Annotated in this window: 24 protein-coding genes; 3 read left to right on the top strand and 21 right to left on the bottom strand. The window is 38.0% G+C overall.

Going from position 1 to position 25840, the window contains the following annotated elements; genetic code table 11:
* Positions 1-26 precede the first annotated feature (26 nt).
* Positions 27-659 (bottom strand): MBL fold metallo-hydrolase, encoded by a 633-nt coding sequence (locus NST02_RS09755; RefSeq protein WP_095306806.1) that lies wholly within the window; start codon positions 657-659, stop codon positions 27-29.
* Positions 660-951: 292 nt separating this feature from the next.
* On the opposite strand from NST02_RS09755, the gene NST02_RS09750 reads away from it, so the two are divergent.
* Positions 952-1125 (top strand): DUF2759 domain-containing protein, encoded by a 174-nt coding sequence (locus NST02_RS09750; RefSeq protein WP_095306807.1) that lies wholly within the window; start codon positions 952-954, stop codon positions 1123-1125.
* A 49-nt stretch (positions 1126-1174) separates the two neighbouring features.
* On the opposite strand, the gene NST02_RS09745 is transcribed toward NST02_RS09750, so the two are convergent.
* From NST02_RS09745 to NST02_RS09680, 14 genes are all read right to left on the bottom strand, one after another.
* Positions 1175-2326: a YqgU-like beta propeller domain-containing protein gene (locus NST02_RS09745; protein ID WP_340948837.1), complete on the bottom strand. Its 1152-nt coding sequence runs from the start codon at positions 2324-2326 to the stop codon at positions 1175-1177.
* 294 nt (positions 2327-2620) lie between these two features.
* Positions 2621-3808 (bottom strand): M14 family metallopeptidase, encoded by a 1188-nt coding sequence (locus tag NST02_RS09740; protein ID WP_095306809.1) that lies wholly within the window; start codon positions 3806-3808, stop codon positions 2621-2623.
* A 370-nt stretch (positions 3809-4178) separates the two neighbouring features.
* The gene (locus tag NST02_RS09735; protein WP_212933169.1) at positions 4179-4937 is read right to left on the bottom strand and encodes a DUF2750 domain-containing protein; all 759 of its coding nucleotides are present in this window, start codon (positions 4935-4937) and stop codon (positions 4179-4181) included.
* A 278-nt stretch (positions 4938-5215) separates the two neighbouring features.
* Positions 5216-7084: an LTA synthase family protein gene (locus tag NST02_RS09730; RefSeq protein ID WP_340948834.1), complete on the bottom strand. Its 1869-nt coding sequence runs from the start codon at positions 7082-7084 to the stop codon at positions 5216-5218.
* Between the two features lie 431 nt (positions 7085-7515).
* Entirely contained in the window at positions 7516-8484 is a 969-nt protein-coding gene (locus NST02_RS09725; RefSeq protein ID WP_340948832.1) for an ROK family glucokinase, read from the bottom strand.
* 218 nt (positions 8485-8702) lie between these two features.
* Positions 8703-8915 carry a YqgQ family protein gene (locus NST02_RS09720; RefSeq protein ID WP_095306813.1) on the bottom strand — a complete coding sequence of 71 codons (213 nt, stop codon included), beginning with the start codon at positions 8913-8915 and terminating at the stop codon, positions 8703-8705.
* A 106-nt stretch (positions 8916-9021) separates the two neighbouring features.
* The gene (locus NST02_RS09715; RefSeq protein ID WP_095307073.1) at positions 9022-10482 is read right to left on the bottom strand and encodes a spore germination protein; all 1461 of its coding nucleotides are present in this window, start codon (positions 10480-10482) and stop codon (positions 9022-9024) included.
* Between the two features lie 249 nt (positions 10483-10731).
* Entirely contained in the window at positions 10732-12258 is a 1527-nt protein-coding gene (locus NST02_RS09710; protein WP_137743838.1) for a rhomboid family intramembrane serine protease, read from the bottom strand.
* Positions 12259-12677: 419 nt separating this feature from the next.
* Complete coding sequence (locus NST02_RS09705; RefSeq protein WP_095306815.1) at positions 12678-12884, bottom strand: hypothetical protein; 207 nt, start codon at positions 12882-12884, stop codon at positions 12678-12680.
* 143 nt (positions 12885-13027) lie between these two features.
* Complete coding sequence (locus NST02_RS09700; protein ID WP_095306816.1) at positions 13028-13978, bottom strand: L-lactate dehydrogenase; 951 nt, start codon at positions 13976-13978, stop codon at positions 13028-13030.
* Positions 13979-13992: 14 nt separating this feature from the next.
* Positions 13993-14784 (bottom strand): DUF92 domain-containing protein, encoded by a 792-nt coding sequence (locus NST02_RS09695; protein ID WP_137743839.1) that lies wholly within the window; start codon positions 14782-14784, stop codon positions 13993-13995.
* On the bottom strand, positions 14777-15346 hold the full coding sequence (locus tag NST02_RS09690) for a 5-formyltetrahydrofolate cyclo-ligase (protein WP_095306818.1): 570 nt from the start codon (positions 15344-15346) through the stop codon (positions 14777-14779). Before NST02_RS09690 ends, NST02_RS09695 begins: the two co-directional genes overlap by 8 nt.
* A gap of 130 nt (positions 15347-15476) precedes the next feature.
* Complete coding sequence (rpmG, locus tag NST02_RS09685; protein WP_095306819.1) at positions 15477-15626, bottom strand: 50S ribosomal protein L33; 150 nt, start codon at positions 15624-15626, stop codon at positions 15477-15479.
* 99 nt (positions 15627-15725) lie between these two features.
* Positions 15726-16349, bottom strand: a complete 624-nt coding sequence (locus NST02_RS09680; RefSeq protein ID WP_095306820.1) for a hypothetical protein — start codon at positions 16347-16349, stop codon at positions 15726-15728.
* A 467-nt stretch (positions 16350-16816) separates the two neighbouring features.
* Here NST02_RS09680 and NST02_RS09675 point away from each other — a divergent pair, with 467 nt between their 5' ends.
* Both NST02_RS09675 and NST02_RS09670 read left to right on the top strand, forming a co-directional pair.
* A complete protein-coding gene (locus tag NST02_RS09675; protein ID WP_095306821.1) occupies positions 16817-17191 on the top strand; it encodes a hypothetical protein in 375 nt (124 codons plus the stop codon).
* Positions 17184-17630: a hypothetical protein gene (locus NST02_RS09670; protein WP_340948826.1), complete on the top strand. Its 447-nt coding sequence runs from the start codon at positions 17184-17186 to the stop codon at positions 17628-17630. The genes NST02_RS09675 and NST02_RS09670 overlap by 8 nt, the downstream gene beginning before the upstream one ends.
* Before the next feature lie 1126 nt (positions 17631-18756).
* Here the strand turns inward: NST02_RS09670 and phoU are convergent.
* From phoU to NST02_RS09635, 6 genes are all read right to left on the bottom strand, one after another.
* On the bottom strand, positions 18757-19416 hold the full coding sequence (gene phoU, locus NST02_RS09660; protein ID WP_340948825.1) for a phosphate signaling complex protein PhoU: 660 nt from the start codon (positions 19414-19416) through the stop codon (positions 18757-18759).
* Positions 19417-19442: 26 nt separating this feature from the next.
* Positions 19443-20276 (bottom strand): phosphate ABC transporter ATP-binding protein PstB, encoded by an 834-nt coding sequence (pstB, locus tag NST02_RS09655; protein WP_095307082.1) that lies wholly within the window; start codon positions 20274-20276, stop codon positions 19443-19445.
* Positions 20277-20293: 17 nt separating this feature from the next.
* Positions 20294-21178, bottom strand: a complete 885-nt coding sequence (gene pstA, locus NST02_RS09650; RefSeq protein ID WP_095306825.1) for a phosphate ABC transporter permease PstA — start codon at positions 21176-21178, stop codon at positions 20294-20296.
* 2 nt (positions 21179-21180) lie between these two features.
* Complete coding sequence (pstC, locus tag NST02_RS09645) at positions 21181-22086, bottom strand: phosphate ABC transporter permease subunit PstC (RefSeq protein ID WP_095307090.1); 906 nt, start codon at positions 22084-22086, stop codon at positions 21181-21183.
* A gap of 137 nt (positions 22087-22223) precedes the next feature.
* Entirely contained in the window at positions 22224-23240 is a 1017-nt protein-coding gene (locus tag NST02_RS09640; protein ID WP_095306826.1) for a PstS family phosphate ABC transporter substrate-binding protein, read from the bottom strand.
* 344 nt (positions 23241-23584) lie between these two features.
* Positions 23585-25747, bottom strand: a complete 2163-nt coding sequence (locus tag NST02_RS09635; RefSeq protein ID WP_095306828.1) for a peptidoglycan D,D-transpeptidase FtsI family protein — start codon at positions 25745-25747, stop codon at positions 23585-23587.
* Positions 25748-25840: the final 93 nt, after the last annotated feature.

The following is a 25840-nucleotide window of genomic DNA, read 5'->3' as shown; positions in this document are numbered from 1 at the left end:
TATCGCAAAAAAAGAGGTAATTGTCTTTAAAAACCATTAAGGAATGGATTGCTATCCATTTCTTCCCCAATCGTCGTAGGCTGCCCATGTCCTGGAAGCACTTGAGTTTCTTCAGGTAAAACGAGTAATTTGTCATGAATACTTTTCATTAATTGCGTATGATCCCCGCCCGGAAGATCCGTTCTTCCGATGCTGCCCTGAAAAAGAGCATCTCCTGACACAACCACTCCATCATCCTTAAAATAGAAAGAAACACTGCCAGGTGAATGTCCTGGTGTTTCAAACACTTCAAATATAAAATCCCCTACTGTCATTTCACATTCTGAACTGAAATGATGATCTGCTTCCTTAATCTTAATTTCCCCCATCATAAATAAATGGGAGCCATTTAAAGTGGGATCGATAAGCCAGTTCTTTTCTTTATTATGTAGATAGACGGGAATATTGTAAGCATTTCGTATATAATCAACTGCCCCAATATGATCAAAATGGGCATGAGTTAAAAGAATCGCTTGCGGTGTTAGCTTTCTTTGTTGAAGATGATTGGTTAACCGCACTCCTTCTTCTCCTGGATCAACGATGATACAATTTTTCTTGCTGTTTGCTAGTACATAACAATTTGTTTGTAACGGACCAAGTGGCAACTTTTCCCAGTTCAATCTATACACCTCCATTTATTAAAATACACTACTATCTTACATATAACATCGTAATTGGTGCAACGCTTGTTTTCAAGCTCTTTCCCAAGAACCTCTGTAAAATTCATGGAAGTGTCATGATTAGACCTCGACAAACTTGAACAAAACCTATAAAATAAAAACGGATGCAATGATATTAAAATCTTACATAGAGATTGACGATTTTCATTATGGGTATAATCATAATGAATGTTAGATCCATATCTAACAAAGCTTAAGAACTGATAATTAAAAACTTAAAGGGGGCTATACAATGGGATTAATGATCATTTTTGGCTTAGTAGCAATACTTGCTGGATATGGCACATTATCTGCTCTTAAAAACAAAAATGGACTAGGCTTATTATTTGGCGCAGGGACATTTCTTGTTTTTGGATGGTTCACGATCATGACTATTTTGAAAAATGGATTTCCTACTGGCCATTAATTCAAACAAAAAAGGACTGGGAGCAGTCCTTTTTCATTTGCCATCTTTTCTATTGCTCACTTTCCACCAAGGAATGAACTTTTTTATTTTCCAAATCAAGCAATTTTTCATAGTAAAATCCCGTTAAACACTTACTTCCATTCGGAGAACAAGCAATTGGGGTATTCTCCATATCCTCCATCATAATTTCCTTTTCACCAGTATCTAGATGATATCTCACGAGTTGAAAGCCTTCGTTATAAACATCGGCTTCAACTGAATATAAAGGCTGATAAGTTAGGAAGGAATCCGTCTTTCGATTATAATCAGAAAAAGGGACAACCCATTCTGAATAGCTAGAAAGATGGGGGGCTGAAAAGGAAAAATCTCCGTCAAATTCGTTTGTCAGAAATAAATACTCAGACTTTTTTTCATCCAATTCATCCACCTTAACTACTACAATAAGATCGCGATATGTACTGATTTGTAAAACATCGCTTAACAATTCGTTGCTTTCTCCCGTTTGCAAATCATAGGCGACAAGATCGGCATCTAAGGACGGGCTATCCAAATCCCAATTTAAATATAAAAGTTTTTGCCTTTCAGTCCAATAGGCAAAAGGCTGTGGAAGAGCCACCTGTGACAACGTATGATTGTCCAGATTAAGATTCCAAACAGCGAAATCCCAATCCACTGTGAACGCTGTAATAAGGATGAAAGCTTCATCATATGGGTTCCACTGAATATTCAATTCGGAAGAAGGAAGATTTTCTTCCATGATTTTTTCCCCATCCTTATTAATAATGGTGAGTGATGCTTCATTTGAAGATGGTGCTGAGTGTATAAGCAAATATTCCCTTGAGGGACTAACTAATGTAGAAACAATGGGGGAGTTGCCTTCGAAGAGCAGCTTTTTATCTCCATTGTTTAGATGATGTGTATACACGTTTGAACCAGTACTCGAATCAGTTATGTAAAAGATGGTCTCATCATTGAGCCAACCGCCAATGGAATGAAAAGAACCAGCCTCAACATCAAGAGGTTCTATCGAGAAATCTCGATTTCCATTCACATCCTTTTCCATATCTACCCCGTCTTTTGCTGGTGGTAATGGACTCGTTTGCTCATTCCTTTGACAAGCAACTAATAGGAATATCACTATGAAAAACAGGATAATTACGCAGCTTCTTGAGCCGACTTCTCGTTTTGCCAATATATACACATATCTACCCCCCCATTCAAAAAACGATATACATTAATAATACGATATTTAAGTAAAAATGTTTCAATTATATTTCAAATTGTTACAATTTGTTACTTTTGTCTCGGTTAGACAGTCTACGTACGATTTTCTTTTTAGTTTATGCGTCTCTGTAATGTTAATACAATCCTGTTGATTTCGAACACAGTGCAAAGAAAAAAGCCCAAAACGGACTTTTCTTTTTCTATATTCTTTAACACAAATAGAATCGATTGGCTATAAAGTGATAACACTTCCTTCAAAAACATCACCCTTTTACATATACAACGCTGCTAAAAATATTCCTAAAAATTCTTCATATATTTCATTATATTGTGATAATGGAAGTGGATTCGTACCGAGCCCCAGTTCCAATGTAAAACCAGGCCTGCGAAATTCTTGAATAAACCAATCCTTATAGCCAGCGTGGCTGTCAATATACTGAACCGCTTTATAACCGCTCACACGCTCAAATTCTTGTGCCAGTATTTGTGATTCGGGTGGTTCCAGTCCCTCGTAGCCCCAATAAAATTCTTCTCCTTGAGTGTGTAAAGCAAGCATGCGATCAAACCCTCGGTTTGTAGCTAAATTTGCCATCGTTACTGCTTCAGGCTCTGTAAGAGGAGCATCACCCGGATAGTCTCTTGGTGCTGGTGCCTTCTCTTCCTTTCTCTCTTTTTCAATTTCCCAATTTGCCGGAAATTGATTATTAAGGTCGACTCCGGCAATATTCGCTTTCCAACCGGAAAAATCGTCGCTTCCTTTATTGAGTCGAATTAGTTCATCTCGTTTCTCTGATGAGGGCCCATTTAAAACAAGGTCAACTCCATCTGGATTTACCATCGGCACAATCGATATTTCTACTTGCTCATATAAGGGAGAAGAAGATATGCCGCGGATGGAAGAACTGTTCGTTAAAGATAATAAAAATGCATTGAGAGCGTCTAGCAAAATCGGTGTAGTGATCCACTCATTGGCATGGAAGGAAGCGTTGAAGTGAACCTTCTTCCGACCTCTCCCGAGACGAATCTCTGTAATTGGCTTTCCTAAGACACTGGAGCCAATCGTATTTATTTGCATAAAAGGGTATACATTGCTTAGTACTGAAAGATCATTACTTAGCAATGCAGAATGATAAGGAATTTGCCGTTCTTTTAATGGAGCGATTATTCTTCTTGGAAGAACAACTGTATCACCAATTTTTAAAGAATTCGGAGAACAATTCGGATTTAGTAACAGGAGAGCATCAACTTCCAAGTTGCGCCGCTTTGCTAATTTCCAGAAAGTATCGCCGCTTTTAATTGTATAAGGTTCACCGACAAACCCGGGAATTTTAATATGTTGCCCAACTTGAAGAGCCGTCGGATTAATGCTGGGATTCGAATCGGTAAGCAAATTTAACGGAATGAGAAATAGCTGGCTGTAATACCATAAACTATCACCTTTGCGAATTTGAACTTGCACTCTCTTCTCCTCCTTACTTATTAGCTCAATCATTCCTCTCACAGAATCATTGCGCGAATACGATACATATTATGAATGGAAGAGATTATTATGACTACTATCTTTTTTCAAAAGGAAAAGCGAGATTTCTTCTATCGTTTCATGAAAGGAGAGAAAGCCTTTTAGTAATAATGAAAGGCGTGTGAATTTTGGTTTCACTACAACTAAGCTAAAAATCATTTTATCAACCATTCTGTTTAACAAGGCCTAATGTAAAGAGAAGTAGATTACGTCACCTAATTTATCCGAAAGAATACTAAAAGGAAGTGAATGATCTACTTGATACTCTTTCATTTTCAATATTATGAGTATATCCAAGTATGCAAAATTATTAGCCCAGTTCATTTACTGATTTAATCTGCTCATGGATGCGCTCAAAAATTTCATTTGGATCCATCTCGTGCCCTATTAATCTCTTTCCACACCAGTTAATCCCAACAAGACGATTATCTTTTTTTAGACCATTGATCCAAATATTTAAAAAATCATCTAAAGTAATTTCCTGTACACGGAATTTATGGTAAGCAGGAACAAGTTTTATGATTTGTTCCGCTCTTGCTTTAGCGGACCAAAAAGGCATTAATGTTTCTCCTTCATCATTGTTAGCAGTAGCTACCCATTCATCGTTTGTGATTGTCCAAACTTTTTTTTGTTGAACTACCTCTTCGAAAAACACGCTACCTTCATAGTAATTATCAACTAATTTAGAACCTTCAATTTCTGCCTCTCCTTCATCCAATTCCCTGTCATCCAGCCATTGCCGATAGTGTACAAGCTCGTGCGCCATACTATTTAGGATTGCATAAATAGCGTTTTCCGTGCCCCTTTCCTCCACTAACTCCTCATAGTCTCCAGTCGCAACTCTAATGTAGGGCTCAACCCTTTTATCGTAAGGTGCAAAAAAGGTCGCACTAACCCATTCTTTCCCATCAATGGTTTTAATTTGGTAATTCTTTTTTATATATACTACCACTCTTATGGGAAATTCCATATTTAGCCGGAGCCATTCAGCAAAATCCAAACAAGCCTCTTTAACATTTGTATTTATACCTTTTTCGCATCTAACTCTTAACCCTGAGCGGCAACTCATTGATCTCACCTTCTCGTTGAGAATTTTATGGAAACAACCAATAACTTTAAGTATAGTTTAGTTCACTTCCTCGCACGAGCTGTTGATTTAAAAATAAAAGTAATGTTAAAGTTTCTTCGGAAGCACTAAAGTTTCAATCGCTGCCGTAAAAATGCGCTCTCCTTGATACCGTTGCCGCCACAAAAACTTACCCAAATAAAAAAGCCGCACCCAAAAAGTCGTTTTTATTTGACTTTCTGATTGCGGCTTTTCGTGTTTCCCTACTTCAACATAGATTATCATTGACTCTCGTCGGTTGCTAAATTTTCATAAAAACGAAGCAAATCACCGTAAATAATCTTGTCCGAATATTCTAATTCATATTTCGCTTTCTCATAATATGGCTCACAGCCACTCCCATCGGTGACCTCGCCTGTATTTTTGTCATAGCACGTTTCACGAGTATAAACATGATCCTTAGTTATAAAACTGCCATCCCTAAGCACGATAAACTCCATTTTATCTTTTGAAAACAAATCACTTCCAAAATTGAAGTCCCTTTTCGTATCAATCCCTAATAAGTGAAGGATCGTCGGCTTTAAATCTATTTGCCCCGATACCGTCGAAATCGTTTTACCTTTATGGCCAGGTATATGAATGATAAGCGGTACTCGCTGCAATTGCGCGCTTACAAATGGGGTAACTTCTTCTCCTAAGTATTCTCCCATTGCTCTATTGTGATTTTCAGAAATTCCATAATGATCACCGTAAAGAATGATAATCGAATTTTCGTAAATTCCTTCATCCTTTAAGCTTTGAATAAAGTTTTTAAGTGCTTCATCCTGATAACGGACGGTCGGAAAATAATTATTCAATGTTTTCGAATTTGAAGTATATGGTTGAACCATTTTATCTTCTTCATCTAATTCGAACGGAAAATGATTCGTAAGCGTGATAAATTTAGCATAATAAGGCTGTGGCATCTCTTTTAAATGCTGAATTGATTGCTGAAAGAAATCATCATCTTTGAGTCCCCAGCCAACAGAGTTTTCTTCATTCACATCATAATCATTAATTTCGTAAAAACGTTCATAGCCTAATGAATCATACATGATATCACGATTCCAAAAGCTTTTATTATTGGCATGAAGCGTAGCTGTAAAATAGCCATTTTCATTCAAGATGCTCGGACTTGCCTCAAATTCATTTCCTGAGTGGGTAAAAAAGACAGCACCTCTCCCTAAAGGATACAGGGAATTATCAACAAGGAATTCAGAATCTGACGTTTTTCCTTGCCCAGTTTGATGATAAAAGTTCTCAAAGTAGTAGCTTTCCTTGATAAAGTCATTTAAAAATGGAGTGATCTCTTCCCCATTAACCGTGTTATTAATGACAAAGCTTTGCGTTGATTCCATCGATATTAAAATAACATTCTTCCCTTTTGCAATTCCAAACATTTCTTCATCTGGCTTCTTATAATTCGCCCGGATATAGTTTTCAATATCGACAAGTTCACTTCCATCTGCTAACGCTCGTTGAGCAGACGATTTTGATTGTAAAAATAAATCATATAAATGGTAATTATACGTACCGATGTTTTTAACGAGCATTTCTCGATCAAATGTACGGGTTAATAACTGTGGCCTTTCTGTTTCGGCCAAACCTAAATTAGCAAAAGAAATAGCAATTGCCACTAAAAAAAATACTCTTTTTCCAACTTTTCCATAACTGCGATTCTCCAAAAATGCAGGCTTGAACTTTATTGCCAGGAGCAAAATGAAAAAGTCAATAAAATAAGCTAAGTCCCGAAAATGAATCAATTCTCCTGCACTGCTTCCTAAATCAGACATATTGCTTGTTTGCATAAGAACAGGAAGCGTTAAAAAGTCATTGAAGAAACGGTAAAAAACGACATTGGCGAATAAAACGGTTGAAATTAAAAAGCTTGTAATTAAAATATAGCGATTGCGAATTTTCTCTTTCATTAGTAAACTAAGCCCTAATATAAACATAAGGAAACTAAGAGGGTTGATAAAGAGAATTAATTCTTGTCTCCAGTTCTCAATATTTATTTCAAAACTAGTTTTATAGACGATATATGTCTTGATCCATAGAAGTATAATGGCAAGCACGGTTATCGATACTTTGGAATCTTTTAAATAGCGCATAATTCCCCCCCTACCGCAAGAACCTTTCATTTTTACAATATTAGGTATTTACTGATAATCAAAGATAATCTTAATACTTTTTTTACAAAAGATCAAACCAAAGTTAAAATTGTTTTTGTAAAATTATGTAATGTCCATGCGTAATACCTCACATATATTATAGACGTTTGAATGGCTAAAAAGTTTCATTTTAGTAAACTTATCCAACATGAACAATACCCGATTCCTGCTCATTTAATTATAAAAAAACAGGCTCAAAAGGTGATGGTTCACTACTTTTGTCAGCCTGCTTTATTCATATTATTCGTTCTTTTGTGTAGAAAATACACGGGAAAACTTTTTGCTCGTAAACTCTGCAAAATTTGTCTTTATTTTAGGCTATTCTTCCCGTTTGATAACCAATAGGGTGCAAATGGCCTTTAACAGCTTTATTACATACGGTTTACAACCAGCCACCCTGCACCAAGAATACCAGCATCATTTTCCAGAGTCGCAATCGAAATTGTTGTAGATTCCTTTACTCTTGAAAAGGCGAACTCATTGAAATAAGCCTTAACCCTATCTAATAGAATATTTCCCGCTTTTGATACACCGCCACCGATAACTATTTTTTCAGGGTTTAAGGTATTCCCTAAATTGGCGAGCGCCAATCCTAGATGATAGGCTACTTCCTCAACCACTTCAAGGCTCAGCTCGTCTCCTTCACGGCCACAGTCAAAAACATCCTTCGCGGCAATTTTTCCGTTTGCCTTGAATATTTTCATTAACTTTCCTTCGTTGTCTCGTTCTTTCTCCAGCTTTTCAGTTGCCAATCTTACGATACCAGTTGCGGAAGCGACCGTTTCCAAGCATCCTTTTTTTCCACAATTGCAGGGAGCCCCGTTACGGGAAACAGACGTAATATGGCCGATTTCTCCAGCAGAACCACTTACCCCTTGGACGATCTCTCCGTTTGTAATAATACCGCCGCCAACCCCTGTTCCTAATGTGACACAAACTAAATCCTTAGCTCCAGCTCCCGCACCCTTCCACATTTCTCCTAGTGCAGCACAGTTCGCATCATTTTCTATATAGACAGGAAGGGAGAGCTCTTTTTCAAGTTTATCCCGCAACGGATAATGATCCTCCCACGCTAAATTAACCGTATTGTAAAGGATTCCGTTCACATAATCTACAGGTCCTGGTGCTCCCATCCCGATTCCTTCGAGGATTTCCTTTGATTGACCAAGCTCAGTTAATTTCTCTTCAATCGTTCTCGCAATATCGATCGTAATGTTCTTTCCTTTCTCCCGATTATCCGTTGGAATTTGCCACTTTGAGATAATCGTTCCCAGCGTATCAATAAATGCGATTTTTATTGAAGTACCACCTAAATCTACTCCTGCTACCCATTTCTTCATAACACAAACTCCTTTGCCGAATGTAAAGAGGTCGAAGCGCTGAATCACATAAGCGAACTACAGAACATGTACCCGAATAACATGAAGCAGCGTAAAAATAGTTGTTGCTTCATAGTTGCATGACATTAATCATGTTGATTTAAGCGCTAATTGACGTTTATCTTGTGAAAACTTTGCTTAATTTGCCTCTAAGCAAACAAACGAATCTATAGCCACTTTTAAGAAGGATTTGTTCCTTCTTCCTTCAACATTCGAATTTCATGTCTTAATAGTAGAAGCGCTGATTGAAATTCCTTCGTTTCTATTAGCTGAGACTGATATAAATCCTTTAGCTCCTCTTCCATTAGCTCCAGAGTCGCAATTCGGTCACCTACATAGATAATGGTCCCAAACCTTTTGAGAAATTGCTGTATATCGTAAATGCTTTTCATATTAGACCTCTTTAATTTCTAAATTATATCTTCCGAGTCAAGTATAATTCAATTTTTTAAGGTCCTCAAGCAATTGTTACACAGTTGTTCAATGTTCTCTATAATATTAACGATCAGGATCTTTTGGATGCAAAACACTTGGCCTGCGATTTTTTAGCGGAATTGGTGATCGAAACATAACATCGACAAACGCGCGAAAATGAAACGGGATAAACGGCCAGAGATATGGGATTCCAAATGATTGCATCCGAGCAAGGAATATAACAATCAAAACGGAACCAATTAATAAACCATATGAATGAAAAGCAGCGGTAGCAAGCAACAGAAAAATCCTTACAAGCCGATTTGCAAGGCTCATTTCATAGCTCGGAGTTGCAAACGTTCCCAATGCAGCAATAGATAGGTATAAAATAACCTCATTCGTTAATAAACCGACTTCAACGGCTACCTGTCCAATCATCAACGCTGCCACAAGCCCTAGTGCTGTCGCTAATGCTGAAGGGGTATGGATCGCTGCCATTCTTAACATGTCAATGCCAATTTCAACAAATATAAATTGAAGCAACAGCGGAATTTCCCCTTTATCATTTGGTCCGATATAGGATAGAGCATCAGGAAGAAGACTGGGATTGATCGAAAATAAGTACCATAGGGGTAGAAGAAAAATGGATGCCCACACAGCCGCAAAACGGACAAATCTTAAATAAGAACCAATGATCGGTTTGTTTCGATATTCTTCGGCGTGCTGCAAATGATGCCAATACGTACAGGGAGTAATAATGACGCTAGGAGAACCATCAACAATGATGCAAACATGACCTTCATAAAGATGACTAGCTGCTGTATCCGGCCGCTCTGTGTAACGAACAACCGGAAAGGGATTCCAATGGCGACCTGAAATGTATTCCTCTATCGTTTTCTCTGCCATCGGCACGCCGTCCGTATCAATTTTACTAAGTGAATCTTTTATTTCCTGCACCATATTTGGCTCGGCAATATCTTCAATGTAGCTAATGACAATATCTGTCTTAGAACGTCGGCCAATTTGCATGTATTCCATTCTTAACGTGCGATCCCGTACCCTTCTTCTTGTAAGGGCCGTATTAAAAACAAGCGTTTCCACATATCCATCCCTTGAGCCGCGTACAACTCTTTCTATATCTGGTTCTTCTGGGCCCCTTGCCGGATACGTACGAGCATCAATTAAGATTACTTGTTTGATTTCATCGACGACCAAGGCAGTAGGTCCTGCCAACACCATCTCTACGACTTTATCCAAATCATCGGTAACTTCCACTTCAACATAGGGAAGATACGTTTTGATTAGCTTGTGTAAAGTATTTGGTTCAAGTGCTTCTTTTGATAATTTTGCAAGAAATTTCATGATTAAATGTAAAATATCATCTTTGACAAATCCATCAATAAAGTAAAAGGCCATTTTTCTTTCAGCATACTCCACATCCAGCTGCAGAACATCGAAGCTCTTTTCAACACCCAATTGTTCTTTTAAGTAGCTGATGTTTTCGTCTATGTTGGCATGCACAAGTTTCTTAGCTTTTTCCTCCATAATCCACCTCAAATCCTTTTTCCAACAATGTCCTCTTCAGCTTAGACATTCCAAGGAAAAAAAATACTCTGCCATCCTTGAGGAATTAATAAGGTGAACTAACATTTATTTAGTTTTATCGTTTTTTTCTTTTAGGCTTTATTAAAAGCAGTGATCGAAAACGGAGATCATTCGGATTTTAATCACAATTCCATCCAGAACTGACAAAAGACATCGAGAGTCTCGATGCCTTTTGTCGACAATTTGAAATCAATTAAATTGATTTAACAACTGGTGATATTCATCCGTTGGGTTAATTTCCACCGCTTTTTCTGCATGAACCTTAGCTTTTTCAAATTCCTGCTTATGTAAATAAACAAGGGCAAGATTATAGTGTGCTTCATGGAAATTTGGCTCTACTTCTATTGCTTTTAAAAGTGATTTTTCGGCCTCGTCAAACTTTTCCAACTTTATTTCAGAAAAGGACAATAAAAAATAATATTGAGCAGACGGCTCCTCCCTATTCGGAAAATCACTTAATAGCTGGTACGCTTCTGTAAATCTTTCTGATTCGAAATAATCTTGAACAAGTACTAATACAGATGTTTCATCTAAAACCTGCTTTGGATTTTCAAAACCATATCGAAGCATCCCACCTGCTACAACAAGAGTTAGCGCTAAACAAATCGCTTGCAGTGCAATCTTCCGCTTTTTTGGAAAATGAACAATACCTGAAGCTAAGAAGCCACCGATAAGACCACCAATATGACCTGCATTATCGATTCCGGGAACAGTAAAACCAAATAATAAATTGAGCGCTAAGACGACAAAAATATTAAGTCCCATTGTTCGAAGAAACAATTTGGGATAAGTGGCGCCAAAATAAAGCAAAGCACCAAAACAGCCAAAAATGGCACCACTGGCACCAGCAGAAAGATTAGGACTAAAAATGAAACTCGCAACAGTACCGGCAAAACCAGCTAAAATATAAATGAACAAGAAGCGACCCCTGCCAAATATTCTTTCCACCGCCGTCCCTAAATAGAATAAGGCCAGCGTATTCATTGCTAAGTGAAGAAAACCAATATGTAAAACCATTGGCGTGAGGAAACGCCACCACTCTCCTTCTAAAATAAGCGGGTTAAATTTTGCGCCAAATTGAATTAATGTACTTGTGTCGGTGCTCCCACCAAACACCTCAAGTACTAAAAACATCAAGACTTGAATCGCAATAAACATATATGTAAAAAATGGTTTTCCTTGTTCAAAAAGAGCTTTCTCCTGTCTTTCACGTTGAACAGCAGTATTTAAAACCTCTCTTTTCAGCTTTTCAACCGCTTCCTCCTCCACAGGGATTTGCTCGGAAATGTTAAGCTCCATATTGAAAAGCTTTTCTAATCGCTGGATTTCCTCGATATAATTAGAATTTGCAATTAGAGAGGACGTTACCTTCGTCTTATTTTGTACCGGATCAAAGTAAGGCTTTAACAGCCGAAATTCATAATCATCAACAGGTGGATAGGACGAAACATAAATATTCGCAACTTGAAGCTCGCCCCTTGTCATTTGTTTTCGGATTCTTTCACCATTTACTGCGGTTCGTTCAATATCCTGCTGCAACCAGTTACTCCAATCAATATCATAATGAAGCAAGCGAACTATTTGAGCTTGTCTATTTTCTCTTTTTTCCAACCATAGTTCATTTTGATCACTGGATAACTTGATCATTCTATAGCCAAGCTCAACAATAAATCCATGAGCAAGTTTCCAAAATAAATAGCGTTCGTTATTAATCAAAAATTCCCCCTACTTTCACATCACAAATCTTATTCATTCAGAGAGTCCATTCATTACCTCCATTATAAACAAATATTGTGGAATTTTATAAGAATAGCCCCTTACGCGATTAAAAAGATGACAATCTAACCGTAGATACAGCCACTTTCCCATGATTTATCTGCTTTGTTCAACAATATTGATGATCGATTTTTGACCCAGCTTTTGTGAAACAACGCTTTCACACGAAATAAACAACACCTGCATATAACAAATCCATGTAAAAAAATGAGAAAAGGAGAATGGGCATAAAGCAAAAAAGGCGAAAGCCCTCTTTTAATCACTATCCAATAACCAAAAATACCCAAAAACCTACACAAAAGAAAAAGCTGATATCAAAAAGTCGTTTCCAACGACCTGTTGATACAGCCTCTCTTAAATTAACTATTTCCATATTGTTTTTGTGCTCCGCCTGAAAATAGACTGCTAAACATCTGATTACGAACGAGGGGAATGCGCATAAAGGACGAGACTAAAACCCTTCTCATCATGCTATTTCCCAGTAAAAAGTTGGCAAGGCGAAAGCGATTCTGAAATACCCAGTAGCCTCCGATTCCAATGAGAAGCAATGATACTAAACGACCCATTTATATCCCTCCTATGGAAATAGTTTGAGATATTTTCTTGGCTTTTATCCGAAAAACCTGGAATAATTTTTTGACTGTGAAGCTTACAAATTGAGCAAAGACAGGGACTGTCAATCACCCAAATCTTTCTCAAAAAAATAAATCTAGTTACTTAAAACAGGTCCCATCGTTTTCTTTAAAACTGAGACTGAATGGGCAAACTTTACCTTTTCTGTTTCATCTAAATCTAATTGGACAATTTCCCGAATCCCTTTTCGATTAACCACTGCCGGTACACCGATATAGACATCTTCATGCCCGTATTCACCATTAAGAAAAGCAGACACAGTAAGCACTGAACTCTCATTTTGAAGAATCGCCTTCGTCAATCTAACTAATCCCATTGCGATACCATAGTAAGTAGCACCTTTACGTTCAATAATATGATATGCAGCATCACGCACATTCAAAAATAGCTGCTCTAAATGCTCCTGTTGATACTCATCCTTCGTACCAATCCAATCAGATATCTTTCTTCCTGCAATATCAGCATGGCTCCAGACAGGAAGTTCCGTATCTCCATGCTCTCCAATAATATAAGCGTGAACATTTCGTGTATCTACTTTAAAGTAATCGCCTAGTAAATAACGGAATCTTGCTGTATCTAGAATCGTCCCCGATCCAATGACCCGTTCTTTTGGAAAGCCCGAAAACTTCCAAACAGCATATGTTAAAATATCAACTGGATTTGTCGCAACAAGAAAAATACCTTGAAAGCCACTCGCTACTATCTCATCCACAATCCCTTTGAAAATTCGCGTATTTTTTTCAACGAGGTCAAGGCGAGTCTCTCCAGGCTTCTGATTAGCCCCTGCACATATAACGACAAGGTCAGCGTCCTGACAGTCAGAATAGTTTCCAAACCAAATTTTTGTTGGCGATGGAGCAAATGGAATTCCATGGTTTAAATCCATCGCATCTCCCTCAGACTTTTCCTTATTTAAGTCAATTAGGACTAACTCTTCAGTGACTCCTTGATTAATTAACGCAAAAGCGTAGCTTGAACCTACTGCACCAGTACCAATTAAGACAACTCGATTAACACGATCGATCAAAATAAAAAACCTCCTCAAAAATAATAAAGTTCATTGATCACGATGCATCCCAGCAGCGCTGCTAGCAAACTCGATAATAAATTTACAACATCATTATTTAATAATGAAAACCCTCTAATTTTTTCTGTCCTTTGACCGCAATGGTAGGTTTTCTCCGTTTCAAGCGAACAGTGATTACAGCGATAGGTTGCTTGAAATAAAGCTCCGAGTCCCGTATCGAGTAAATTTCCAAAAAAGCCAAACAGAAACACTAAAAATGCAATTTCAATGGAAAAGGCAAATAAAAATAGCGAGGCAATTGCAATGAGCGCCGAGCCTGCAATTCCAGCTAAAGTTCCTAATGCACTGATGGCTCCTGAAGTGCCTTTTGGCACCAATTGAAATGATCGTACACTAAGTGGAAGTTTTTTGCTAAGTGTACCGATCTCCGAAGCCCAAGTGTCTGAATTTGAGGTTGCAATCAAGATGCAAAAAGCGATTACATATAACGGCTCACCTGTTATATAATAGAGAAGGCTTGTTAGCGCAGCACATCCACCATTCGCAATGACTTGTAGCCAATCTCTGCGCGAACCTTTTGCTAACCTTTCTTCTACTTGGTCTTTTTGGTCCTTCTTGTACTTAGACCAATAGCTTGAAGTAGCAAAAAATAACCCTAATAGAAACAAACCTTCTATATGTAGTCCTAACACCGTTAGTATACCAACAAATGCTGCTGCAATACTCCCAGAAAGGGTTAAAAAACGCCCGACATATCCAAAGAAGACAGCTATAATTATAATGATAAAGTAGAAAAAGCTATTCATGGGTAGATATAATCTCCTCTGTCGTCACAATTTGTCTGACAGGTATATCATGACTCTCGATAGGAAGAGCGTCAAGCAATTGCAACGGAAAAGCCAATGCTACATTGTTTCCTTGATAATCCGCCATAAATCGGTCATAGTACCCGCCGCCAAAGCCAAGGCGATATCCGCTCTTCGTAAAGGCTAATCCTGGTACGATCAATAAATCAATTTTTTCCTTCTCGACTTTTAGCGTTTGTTCAACAATTGGTTCGTATAGCCCATAATAAACGCTTTCTAACTGCTCAAATGCGGTCAAGACCCGAAAATGCATCCTTCTTTTTTGGGGCTCACATTTAGCCACGACAACCACTTTATCCTCTTCCCAGGCTTTTCGAATAATTTGATATGTATCGACTTCAGGTGCTCGAGAGATTGTAATGCCAATCACTTTGGCCTCCTGCCAGAGCGAAGTCGAAAATAAATTTTGTGCAATCTTGTACGAGAGATGCTCATATTCAGGTTTAGACATTTTTTGTAACTGTGCTTGTAAAGATTTTCGCAGTTTTGTTTTCTCTTCCATGCTTTGCCTCCACAAGTAGTTTATTAAGAAATTATATAAGCGGCTTGTATCAGTCATAGATGTACGAAATAAAAGAATGAACATCCTTTCCTAAATCATAAAAAAACAGCAGGAAATAGATTCCCACTGTTTACTTTGTTTCACGATGTGTTGTGCTTCTTTTGTCTCTTGGGCAATATTTTTTTAGCTCAAGACGATCTGGATTGTTGCGCTTGTTCTTTTTCGAAATATAGTTACGCTCTCCACATTCAGTGCAAGCTAAAGTAATGTTTACACGCATGAATTTCCCTCCAAACTACTATCTAACTGTTGTTCCACATACGACTTTTCTATAATATCACTTTTTGCAAGGAAATGCTAGTGCGTTTTTTCTTCTTGTTCATATAAACAGCAAAGCTTTTTTTATTGCTTGATTAAGCTGCAGCGCTTCTTTTTTACTTTCCCCTACTACCGTCCAAGAACTTGCCTTGCAGGTTTCATTAACGGCGATCGTTCCATCCAATGAAAAAATACTCGCCATCATCCCTTTAGCCATTGGCTGGTACTGAAGAACCCCTCTTCCAAGCGATTGCCATATATTTTCTGTATTAACCTTCCACATCGGTTGTACTGTAGCTTGATCCATCGTCTTGCCTTGACAGTATCCATTGACTAAATAAAGCAGTGGATTCATTATATGAAATATCGCTTTTTCCACCGGAGCAACAAAGGTAAGAACCTCTTTTGAGATTTCCGGATAGTGGTGAACAAAGAGCACCTTAATATCCCTTATTTCGTCCCCATGATTTTTTATAAACATCTCATGAATTTTCGTTTTTGAATGTATGGAACGTTCTTTCACAATGACTGATATATTCTCTTCAGAAATAAGCTTTTCCCGACTATCCCTAAGCCAATATATTTTCCCACCGATCCAAATGCCAGGTGTCGCCATCAATCCACTATAAACATTATTTTCACGTTCAGTACTGGTTATTGTATTAAGTGTTATATTTGCTTCCATTACTTCCCCTTCTCATCATATTTATTTTGATATTCCCAATTGCATATTTGCGATCATCATGATTTCTTATGAATTTTTTAGATATTGGCTTTGTTAAACCATATTGTTGAGAAAACTTTTTTGCTTATTTCATGTGAAACCTTGGTTTCACATATCTTTCTGCATAACTGAAGGACGTAAGCCAAAATCAATACCGACATATAACAAAGCCTAAATATTCAATAATGTCAGAAAAAAACATTTCAATGAGCTCTCCTTTATGTTAGCACTGATAGCGGGAGCCCACAATAAACGCATTTTGTCATTTTTTGTTTTCATTTGGAGACCACTTTCACTCGTTATAAATCTGCAATTTTCCCTGTAAAATAGCAATTATTAGTTTCTTTCGTCAATACCATCGAAAAACGTCGATTTAAATGGTAAAATGGTCTTCGTACGAACTGACCAACATAAAGAGGTGAAAGACAATGGAATATATAGTACCTGGTTTACTTGGATTATCTATTTTGCTATTTATTATTTCATTCTTTATAAAAGACCCCTATAAAGAGATAAAAAATGAACTTGATCAATTTTCAATGCAGCAAATTCAAGAAATTTATCAATTGAAAAGAAAAATCAAAGTATTGGAGGAAGAATTGCTCATCGACGATCGGGATTTTCAAACTGTTTCTTCATTTCCAGAACCTAAAAAGGAGATCCATGCGATCATTAAAAATCAAGTTTGGTCACTAGCACAACAAGGGGTATCCGTTGCCCAAATCGCCAAGCAATCCTCGTTAACAAAAGAGGATGTGAAAGATATTATTAATGAACTATCAGCAGGTGTGAGATATGAATAAACATACACTGCGAGCTTTTGCACTTGGGATTATTCTCGCTGTTGTTCTGCTCCATTTCACTGTTTTAGAACGTGAACCGGAAATACCTATAAATAGTTCAAAAGAAAGAATAACAGAGGCGGGATTTATTGTTTTGACTAAAGAAGAATTTAACGATTTAGAGAATAAGCAAATGGAGCCTCCAGCGAAAGAAACCAAGACAAATAAAGAAACTCCCATTGAAGAAAAAAAGCAAATCACATTAGAGATTAAGCTAAACATGAGCACAAAGAAAATAGCAGATATTCTTGCTAAAGAGCAAATCATCGAAAACGCTGGCGAATTTGAACAGTATTTAATCGAGCATGGCTACCATACGAAGGTTCAGATTGGAAGCTTTGAGCTCAACAGCGAAATGACCTATGAGGAGATCAGTAAAATCATCACAAAAAACAAATAAGAAAATAGAGAAGCATTTTGCTACCTTCATATTTTGTCACCAAAGGCATCGAGATTACTACTTCTCGATGCCTCTTGGCATTTTTGGATGGAATTGCGCTTAATATACGTTGATTTCCGCCCCAGGCGCTTGCTTTCCGGTGGGCGGTGAGCCTCCGAAGCAGTCGTTTGAGCCACTTGAAAAGTTTTCAGCCGTCTATTTTTGCAGAATTTCTAGAACTGCTGTCCTCAGTTCTGTCGAGGGAGAACGCAAATGACGTTTGTTTATGGCAGATTGTTTTAAATATTGGACTCCTGCAGACTTCATTTATTCTGGTTAGTCGAATTGGGAGCTTATTCGGACTTGACCTTAAAAGTTTCACGCGTTGTTCTGTCCGAATACACCTCTTATTCGGACAAATATCTTTCTCGCTTTCCCCATTCTGTCCGAATACACCTCTCATTCGGATAAATCTCTTCCTCGCTTTCCCCATTCTGTCCGAATACACTTCTCATTCGGACAAATGTCTTTCTCGCTTTCCCCGTTCTGTCCGAATACTCCTCTCATTCGGACAAATCTCTTCCTTGCTTTCCCCATTCTGTCCGAATACACCTCTCATTCGGACAAATATCTTTCTCGCTTTCCCCATTCTGTCCGAATTCTTCCTCTCCATTAATACCACTAAAAAAGTCAGTATAATGGACAACTCCCCATTTTTACTGAGTTTTTCAGTGGCCTCTCAGTCGCTCCTTCGGGTCTTACCTGACCGCAAATCCCCGAAGAAGCAAGCACCTTCCACTCCACTCAACTAGTTTGAGTCGTACTCAAGCAAATTGCCAAGTCCAATTAGCCAATTTATTTAAGTTCATGGCACTAAAAGTAAGCGTTGCCTGTATGAACTTGTTTTTAATCCCATAAGGTAGTCCATCGCATTCTTTTGCATCAGCAAAGACTCGTTCAAGCGATTCTTTACGGCATGCGAATATTTCATTTGTGTGACGAAGGTAGTTCAGCCTCTTCTCCATAGTTATATAAACTATGAAATCCATATTTCCTCAACGGCAAAAAAGACTAGAGGCAAACTTGGTTTCATCGAGTTTGTCTCCAGTCTGAGAAGGAAGCCTGTTTACTCCCATCTTTCTTCATTTCATGCATTTAAATCATAATGTCTCCCTTTGACGAGGTAGAAAATGCTCTCTGCTATGTTTGTCACATGGTCCGCCGCTCGCTCTAAGTAGCGACAAACAAACGATAATTGGGTAATTTGACTAATGTTATCAGGATGCGAACGATGTAACTCTAGAAGCTCGCGGATGGACGAACCATATAATTCATCCACTTCATCATCCATATCTGCAACCTTTTTCGCACTGACAACATCTTCGTTACCAAAAGCCTGAAGTGATAGGTTTAGCATCTCTCTTGTAATACTATACATTTTCTTTACCTGCTGAAATGTGCGCACATGTTCTTCATTTCCAATTCGGATCGTTGATTTCGCAATATTGACGGCAAAATCACCAATTCTTTCAATATCAGTAGCAATCTTTATGGCGACAATGATCCGTCGTAAATCGATTGCCACGGGAGCCTGCTTTGCTATTAATAGGATGGCAAAATCATTAATTTCCTCATACAAAGCATCCGCCTCTGAATCATCATCAATGACCTTAAGAGCCTTTTCAAGGTTACACGTCTCCAGGGCCTCGATTGAATTCTCCAAAGCTTGATTTGCCAGTCTCCCAAGCTCAAGGAGTTTCGCTTGTAATTCATTCAGATCAAGCTGAAACTGTTCTCTTACGACCATGAAACCTACATCCTCTCCAATGCAATTTATCCAAATCGCCCAGTTATATAATCTTCTGTACGTTTATCTGAAGGGGTAGAAAAGATTTTATCTGTTGCATCAAATTCAATTACTTCTCCATTTAAAAAGAATGCTGTTTTATCAGAAATACGGGCAGCCTGCTGCATATTATGAGTAACGATAATAATGCTAAAATCTTTCTTTAGTTCCTGAACAAGTTCTTCAATTTTCAAAGTCGAGATTGGATCAAGTGCAGAAGTCGGCTCATCCATTAAAATAACGTCTGGCTCAATTGCTAAACAGCGTGCAATACAAATTCGCTGTTGTTGCCCACCAGATAATCCATATGCATTTTCGTGCAGTCTATCTTTCACTTCATCCCAAATTGCTGCACCACGCAAGCTTTTTTCAACAATTTCATCTAAAATCTTTTTATTTCGAATTCCATGGATTTTAGGGCCGTATGCAATGTTTTCATAAATCGACTTTGGAAAAGGGTTTGGTTTTTGAAAGACCATTCCAACGCGTGTACGTAAATCCTCAACCTTATAAGATTTATTCAAAATACTTTTTTCCCGATATAAGATGTCTCCTGAAATTTTTACAACAGGAATTAATTCAACCATACGATTCAACGTCTTGATGAAGGTGGATTTTCCACATCCGGACGGTCCGATAATAGCCGTCACTTCATTTTCAAAAATATCAAGATTAATGTTCTTTAATGCGTGATCTTCGCCGTACCAAAGATTGAGCTCCTTTGTTTGAAAGGCAACCTTTTTACTCTTTTGGGCAGGCTCAAGAGTTCCTATATTTGCTGGACTCACAAAGTTCTTCTTCACTTTTGTCATCACTGCCATTCTTTTCACTCCCTTCATCAATATCTCTTCTGATATTTATTGCGGATAAAAACTGCTACCGAATTCATTAAAAATAAGATGAACAATAAAACAACGATTGAAGCAGCAGCTAAATTTGCATATTCCGTCACTAGTGCAGCATCTATTGTCCAGTAATAAATTTGCAATGGCATTACTGTAAATTTATCGAATATTCCTTCTGGAAGCGGGATTAAAAGAGCTGGAATACCTAACACAACTAATGGAGCTGTTTCGCCAATGGCCCGCGATAATGCTAAAATAATTCCTGTCAAAATCCCTGGAATTGCTGCCGGCAAAACGACATTTTTGATCGTTTGCCATTTCGTGGCTCCCATCCCATATGAAGCATCCCGCAAATATTGAGGAACCGCTCGAATCGCCTCTTGCGCACTAACGACAACAATCGGAAGAACAAGCAATGCCATTGTAAGTCCACCGGCCAAGACAACCGCACCTAAACCTAGTCCTCTTACAAAAACGGTTAAGCCTAACAAACCAAAAACAATTGACGGCACACCAGCAAGATTGGAAATATTCGTTTGAATAAACGACTGGAAGCGCCCTTTTTTAGCAAACTCCTCTAGATAAATAGCCGTTCCAACTCCAAGAAAAAAAGTAACGGGTGCAACAACGACCATGAGCCAGAAGGTTCCGCTTATTGCCCCAAGAATTCCTGCCTTCTGCGGATCTGTTGAGAGCTTATTTGAAAGAAATTCAAAATCAATCCATCCAAGACTATCTGAAAAAACGCGATAAATTAGGATGACAAGGACTACTAGCCCTACTAAAGTGGCTAGGAAGAATAATCTTTTGGCAACCTGATTCAAAAGTAAACGGGAACCTAATTTTTTCTGTATTTGTCCTGAGTCAAAATATTTCATGTTTAGTATTCCTCCCTAAATTTACGAGAGATATATTGGGCAATTAGGTTCATCACAAGGGTGAAAACAAATAACGTCATCGCAACTGCATATAAACTATAGTAGAGTGTTGAACCTGCCGGAGCATCTCCACCAGTTACCTCTACAATATAAGCGGTCATCGTCTGCATAGACTGTGTAATATCGAAGGTAAAGTTTTTCGAACTACCACTTGCAATTGTCACAATCATCGTTTCTCCAATTGCTCGGGAAATAGCTAAAACAAATGATGCTACAATCCCTGAAATTGCCGCGGGAACAATTACCTTCCATGTTACTTCTAATTTCGTTGCTCCAAGTGCAAGAGCACCTTCCCTCATCGAGTTCGGAACTGCACCAAGCGCATCCTCTGAAAGTGATGCTACCATCGGGATGATCATAATTCCCATGACAATACCAGGACTCAAAATATTTGTTGGTTCTAAACTTGGAATTAAAGATCTTAAGATAGGAGTAACAAATGTAAGCGCAAAAAAGCCGTATACAATCGTTGGAATTCCTGCAAGGATTTCCAAAATCGGCTTTACAACCTTCCGTACTTTCTCAGATGCATATTCACTTAAATAAACGGCTGTCATTAAGCCAATCGGTATTGCAACGACCATCGCTATAGCTGAGGAGATTAATGTACCTGTAAGTAAAGGGAGAACACCGAACTGCGCATTCTGCCCTAGAGGCTTTAATACTGTACCTGTAAAAAATTCAATGAATGAGATCTCTTTAAAAAACGCAACAGTTTCAGACAATAGCGTTACTAAAATACCCAATGTCGTTAAAATGGAAATTACAGCAATAACAAATAATGTTTTCGGGATTACTTTTTCTACCACATTCGTTAAAGATGCAGTTTTCTTATTTTCTTCGATCATCTTTCTTACTTGACCAATCGACTTTTCCAACGTAACGTTCCCCTTCCAGAATTTGACCCTATTTATATACAAGAAGGCATTTATATAAACCTGAAAGACGAGAGGGGAAATTCCCCATCTCATCTTTCAAAAATGAATTATTTTAATGCATTTAACGCATCAAGTGAAGCTTTAACTTCATCATCTGTCAATGGTGCGAATCCTGTTTCTGCTGCAACAGTTTGAGCATTTTCAACAGCATAGATAGCAAAGTCTAATACTTGTGGCTTTTCTTTTGCCATGTTTACATTCAAGTATGTGAATACTGGACGTGTGAATGGGCTATAAGCAAAGTCTTCACTTTCACCAATTGTATCTAAATTCGGTTCAACAGGACCATTTCCAAAGTCAACTTGTACTGCTTGCAGTTTATCTTTGTTGTTTTCATAATATCCATACCCGAAGAACGCAATAGCATTTTTATCCTTGGAAACAAGATCAACTAAAATTGAATATTCTTGTTGAAGATTTGTGTCCGCATCTAAATCTTGCTCTTCAAGAATTTTTTCCCAGAAGAATTCGTAAGTTCCATGGTTCTCGTTTGGACCCATTTTAGAAATTGGTTCATTTGGAAAATCAGGACGAACGTCAGACCAGTTTTTAATTCCTTCGCTATCCAAGAAAATTTTGATAAGCTCATCTTTTGTTAATTCTTTTGCCCAATCATTTTCTGGATTAATGACGAATGTTAAACCGTCTAAAGCTACCTTAATTTCTTGAACTTCAATTCCTAATTCATCAGCTGTTGCTTGTTCTTCGTCTTTGATTTGACGAGAGGCATCATTGAAATCTGTTCCGCCTTGATCAACTAAGAATTTTTTAAATCCTGCAGAAGTTCCAGCACGGCCTACTTCTACTGAAACGCCTTCTTGTTCGTTTGTCATATAGTTCTCAGCCATTTTTGCCATGAATGGGTAGACAGTACCTGAACCATCGATAACAACGCTACCTTCAAGTCCTTCATCTGCTACTTCTTCAGTTGGAGTTTCATTTCCAGTACTGCTGTTTTCGTTGCCTTCTGTTTCATCAGCATCATCTGAGCCACCACATGCTGTCGCTACAACGATAAATGCTGCTAGGATTAAAAATAAACCTAGTTTTTTAAGACTTTTCATTTCTTTAATTCCCCCTAAGAGTATTGGTGGTTTTGTCCTACGCATATTAGCATAACGTTTGACTGTAAAAAGGGTTTTAATAAATTGTAAAGCTTGTGTAAATATGCAGTAAATGTAAGTAAAAGTCGATTTTTGTGGACACACTATTTGATTAAAGACAATATGTTCCTGGCGCAATTCAAATATAAATGAACATCCCTCCGCTCTCTATTAAAAGACTTATCATTGGTTTCCCCATTTGCCCGACATTATCAAATAAAGCCTCTTCATTTTTGAAATAAAAAAGAGAAGCTGCATCAAAAAGTCGTTTTAACGACCTTTTGACACAGCTTCTTGTGCAACAGTTATTCTTCTTCCGTTTGTTCCTGATCATCATCTGCATTCTCTTGTTCAACAATGGATGTATTGTGAAGCTTCGCTTCTTCTCTCGTTTTCTTTAAGTCAAAATAGGCATCCAAAGCTCTGCGTCCAATAATCGTATTGGCAGAGTGTCCTCCGCTTCTTCCCTGATATGCCCACGGAACGACAACAGAAATGGCCACTTCTGGATTATTATGAGGAGCATAGCCGACAAAGCTCAAATTCATCACTTCTGGTGGCTCAGCATATTTGCTTCTTTCAGGACCATCATAAAAGGCTTGTGCCGTTCCCGTCTTTCCAGCGGGTGAATAGTAAGCATCATGAAATTTTCCATACGCAGTTCCTTCAGGATGCTGGGTAACTTGACGAAATCCTTCATGCACATTTTCCATCCAGCCGTTCTCAAGCTTAATCCGATTGAGAACAGTTGGTTTTATTTCTTCAATTACAGGCCCTAGCTCGTTTGTCTCCATTAATGGCGCACGAATTTCTTTAACGATGCGCGGTTGAATTCGATTTCCCCCATTGGCAATCGTTGACACATATTGTGCCAATTGCATTGGAGTATACGTATCATACTGTCCAATTGATAAAAAGAGCAATAATCCAGGGTCTTTTAAAGGCCCTTTATAGCCAGTTGCTTCATTTGGCAAATCAATGCCTGTCCTTGTTCCAAGTCCAAATTGGGCAAAAGATTCACGAATCGTATCAAAAGCTTCCGTATTGATTGGTAGCGGCTTTTCGTATTGATAACGGCCATCACCAATTTCAATAGCTGTCTTGAACATATAAACATTGGACGAAACTCTTAAAGCACGGATATCATTTGTATTTCCAAAATTCTTCCAAGAACTCATTTCAGGTGTTTGAGCAATTTTCAATGGTGCATCGTAAAATACGGTTCCAGGTCTGATCGCTCCCGTTTGATAACCAGTAAGGATCGTTGCCCCCTTCACCGTTGAGCCAACATTGTAGGAAGTCGTAATCGTTCCTAATGCAAAGTCTTGCATTTCGGTTTTACCTGTTTCCTTGTCTCGAACAAGCTGTTTGCCAGCCATCGTTATAATATCACCAGTATTTGGATCCATCAGAACGACAAATGCCCGATCTAATAATCCTGTTCTTGGTGATTTTTTCGCAGCCCTTAGTTCTTCTTCAATGATTTTTTCAACCTCCAGCTGAAGATCCATATCGATGGTTAGAACAAGGTCCTTTCCTCGTTGACCTTCGGAAATCACCTCGGTTTCAATCACTTTCCCTGCTTTATCGGTAATATTCTTTACTTTCGCCTTTTGACCGTGGAGCACATCCTCATATTGCTTTTCAATATAACTTTTGCCAACTCGGTCGTTTCGGTTATAATCTCTCGCTAAGTAATAATCAAGCTCTTCTTTCGGGATTCCTTCATTTGAGTCCGTTACTTTTCCTAGCACTGTCCTCAATGTATTTCCAAATGCATAAGAACGTTCCCAATCTGTCGTCGTATCAACACCAGGAAGGTATTGCAAATTTTCACTGACAAGAGCAAATTCTTTTTGCGTTACATCTTCATTTTTGACAATCTGCGGTGTCAAAGCATAACCACTACTAAACGCTCGATAAATCGCTAAAATTTCTAAATCATCTTCCGTTAGCTCTTCAAGTTCTTCATCTGTAATCCGTTCAAGCTGAAGGCTGTATACTTTACTATTATATTCTTTAGTTTCAAGCTCTTCTTTTAATGCCTCATGTTCTTCCTCAGATACTTTTTCAGCAGCACGATCAGGATTTTTGATTATCCAATAATCCTTTTTATCCCTCTCTTGCACCTTATCAGGCTTCAATTCGATCAATTGAGCTAGCCTCTCTGCCACTTCAAGCATTTCACTTTGACTTGCTCCAAAATTCGTATAGGTAATTGCATTTTTCGGAGTGTTATCTACAATTACATGACCATTTCGATCGTACATTTTCCCTCTTGGAACCGGATTGTTTACCGTAATATCCTCCGTTCTTTCGATTTCGCGTTTATAGTCATCCCCATACACTATTTGGACCACCCCAAGACGGAGAATCAAAATAGAAAATAGAAAAAAGACAACAAAAAACAACAAATTCAACCGAACTGGAATAATTTTCTTTTTCTTCTTTTTTTTATTTTGAACCATTTTGTCAAACCTACTTCCTAGTTGCTTTATACAATAGTTTAATTGTAATTGAAAGGCCTTGAAATTTCTATTCTTATGCAATAAAAGATTTTT

This window comes from Robertmurraya sp. FSL W8-0741 (assembly GCF_038004005.1).
GTDB lineage: Bacteria > Bacillota > Bacilli > Bacillales > Cytobacillaceae > Robertmurraya > Robertmurraya siralis.
This window is presented reverse-complemented; position numbering and strand designations above follow the sequence as displayed.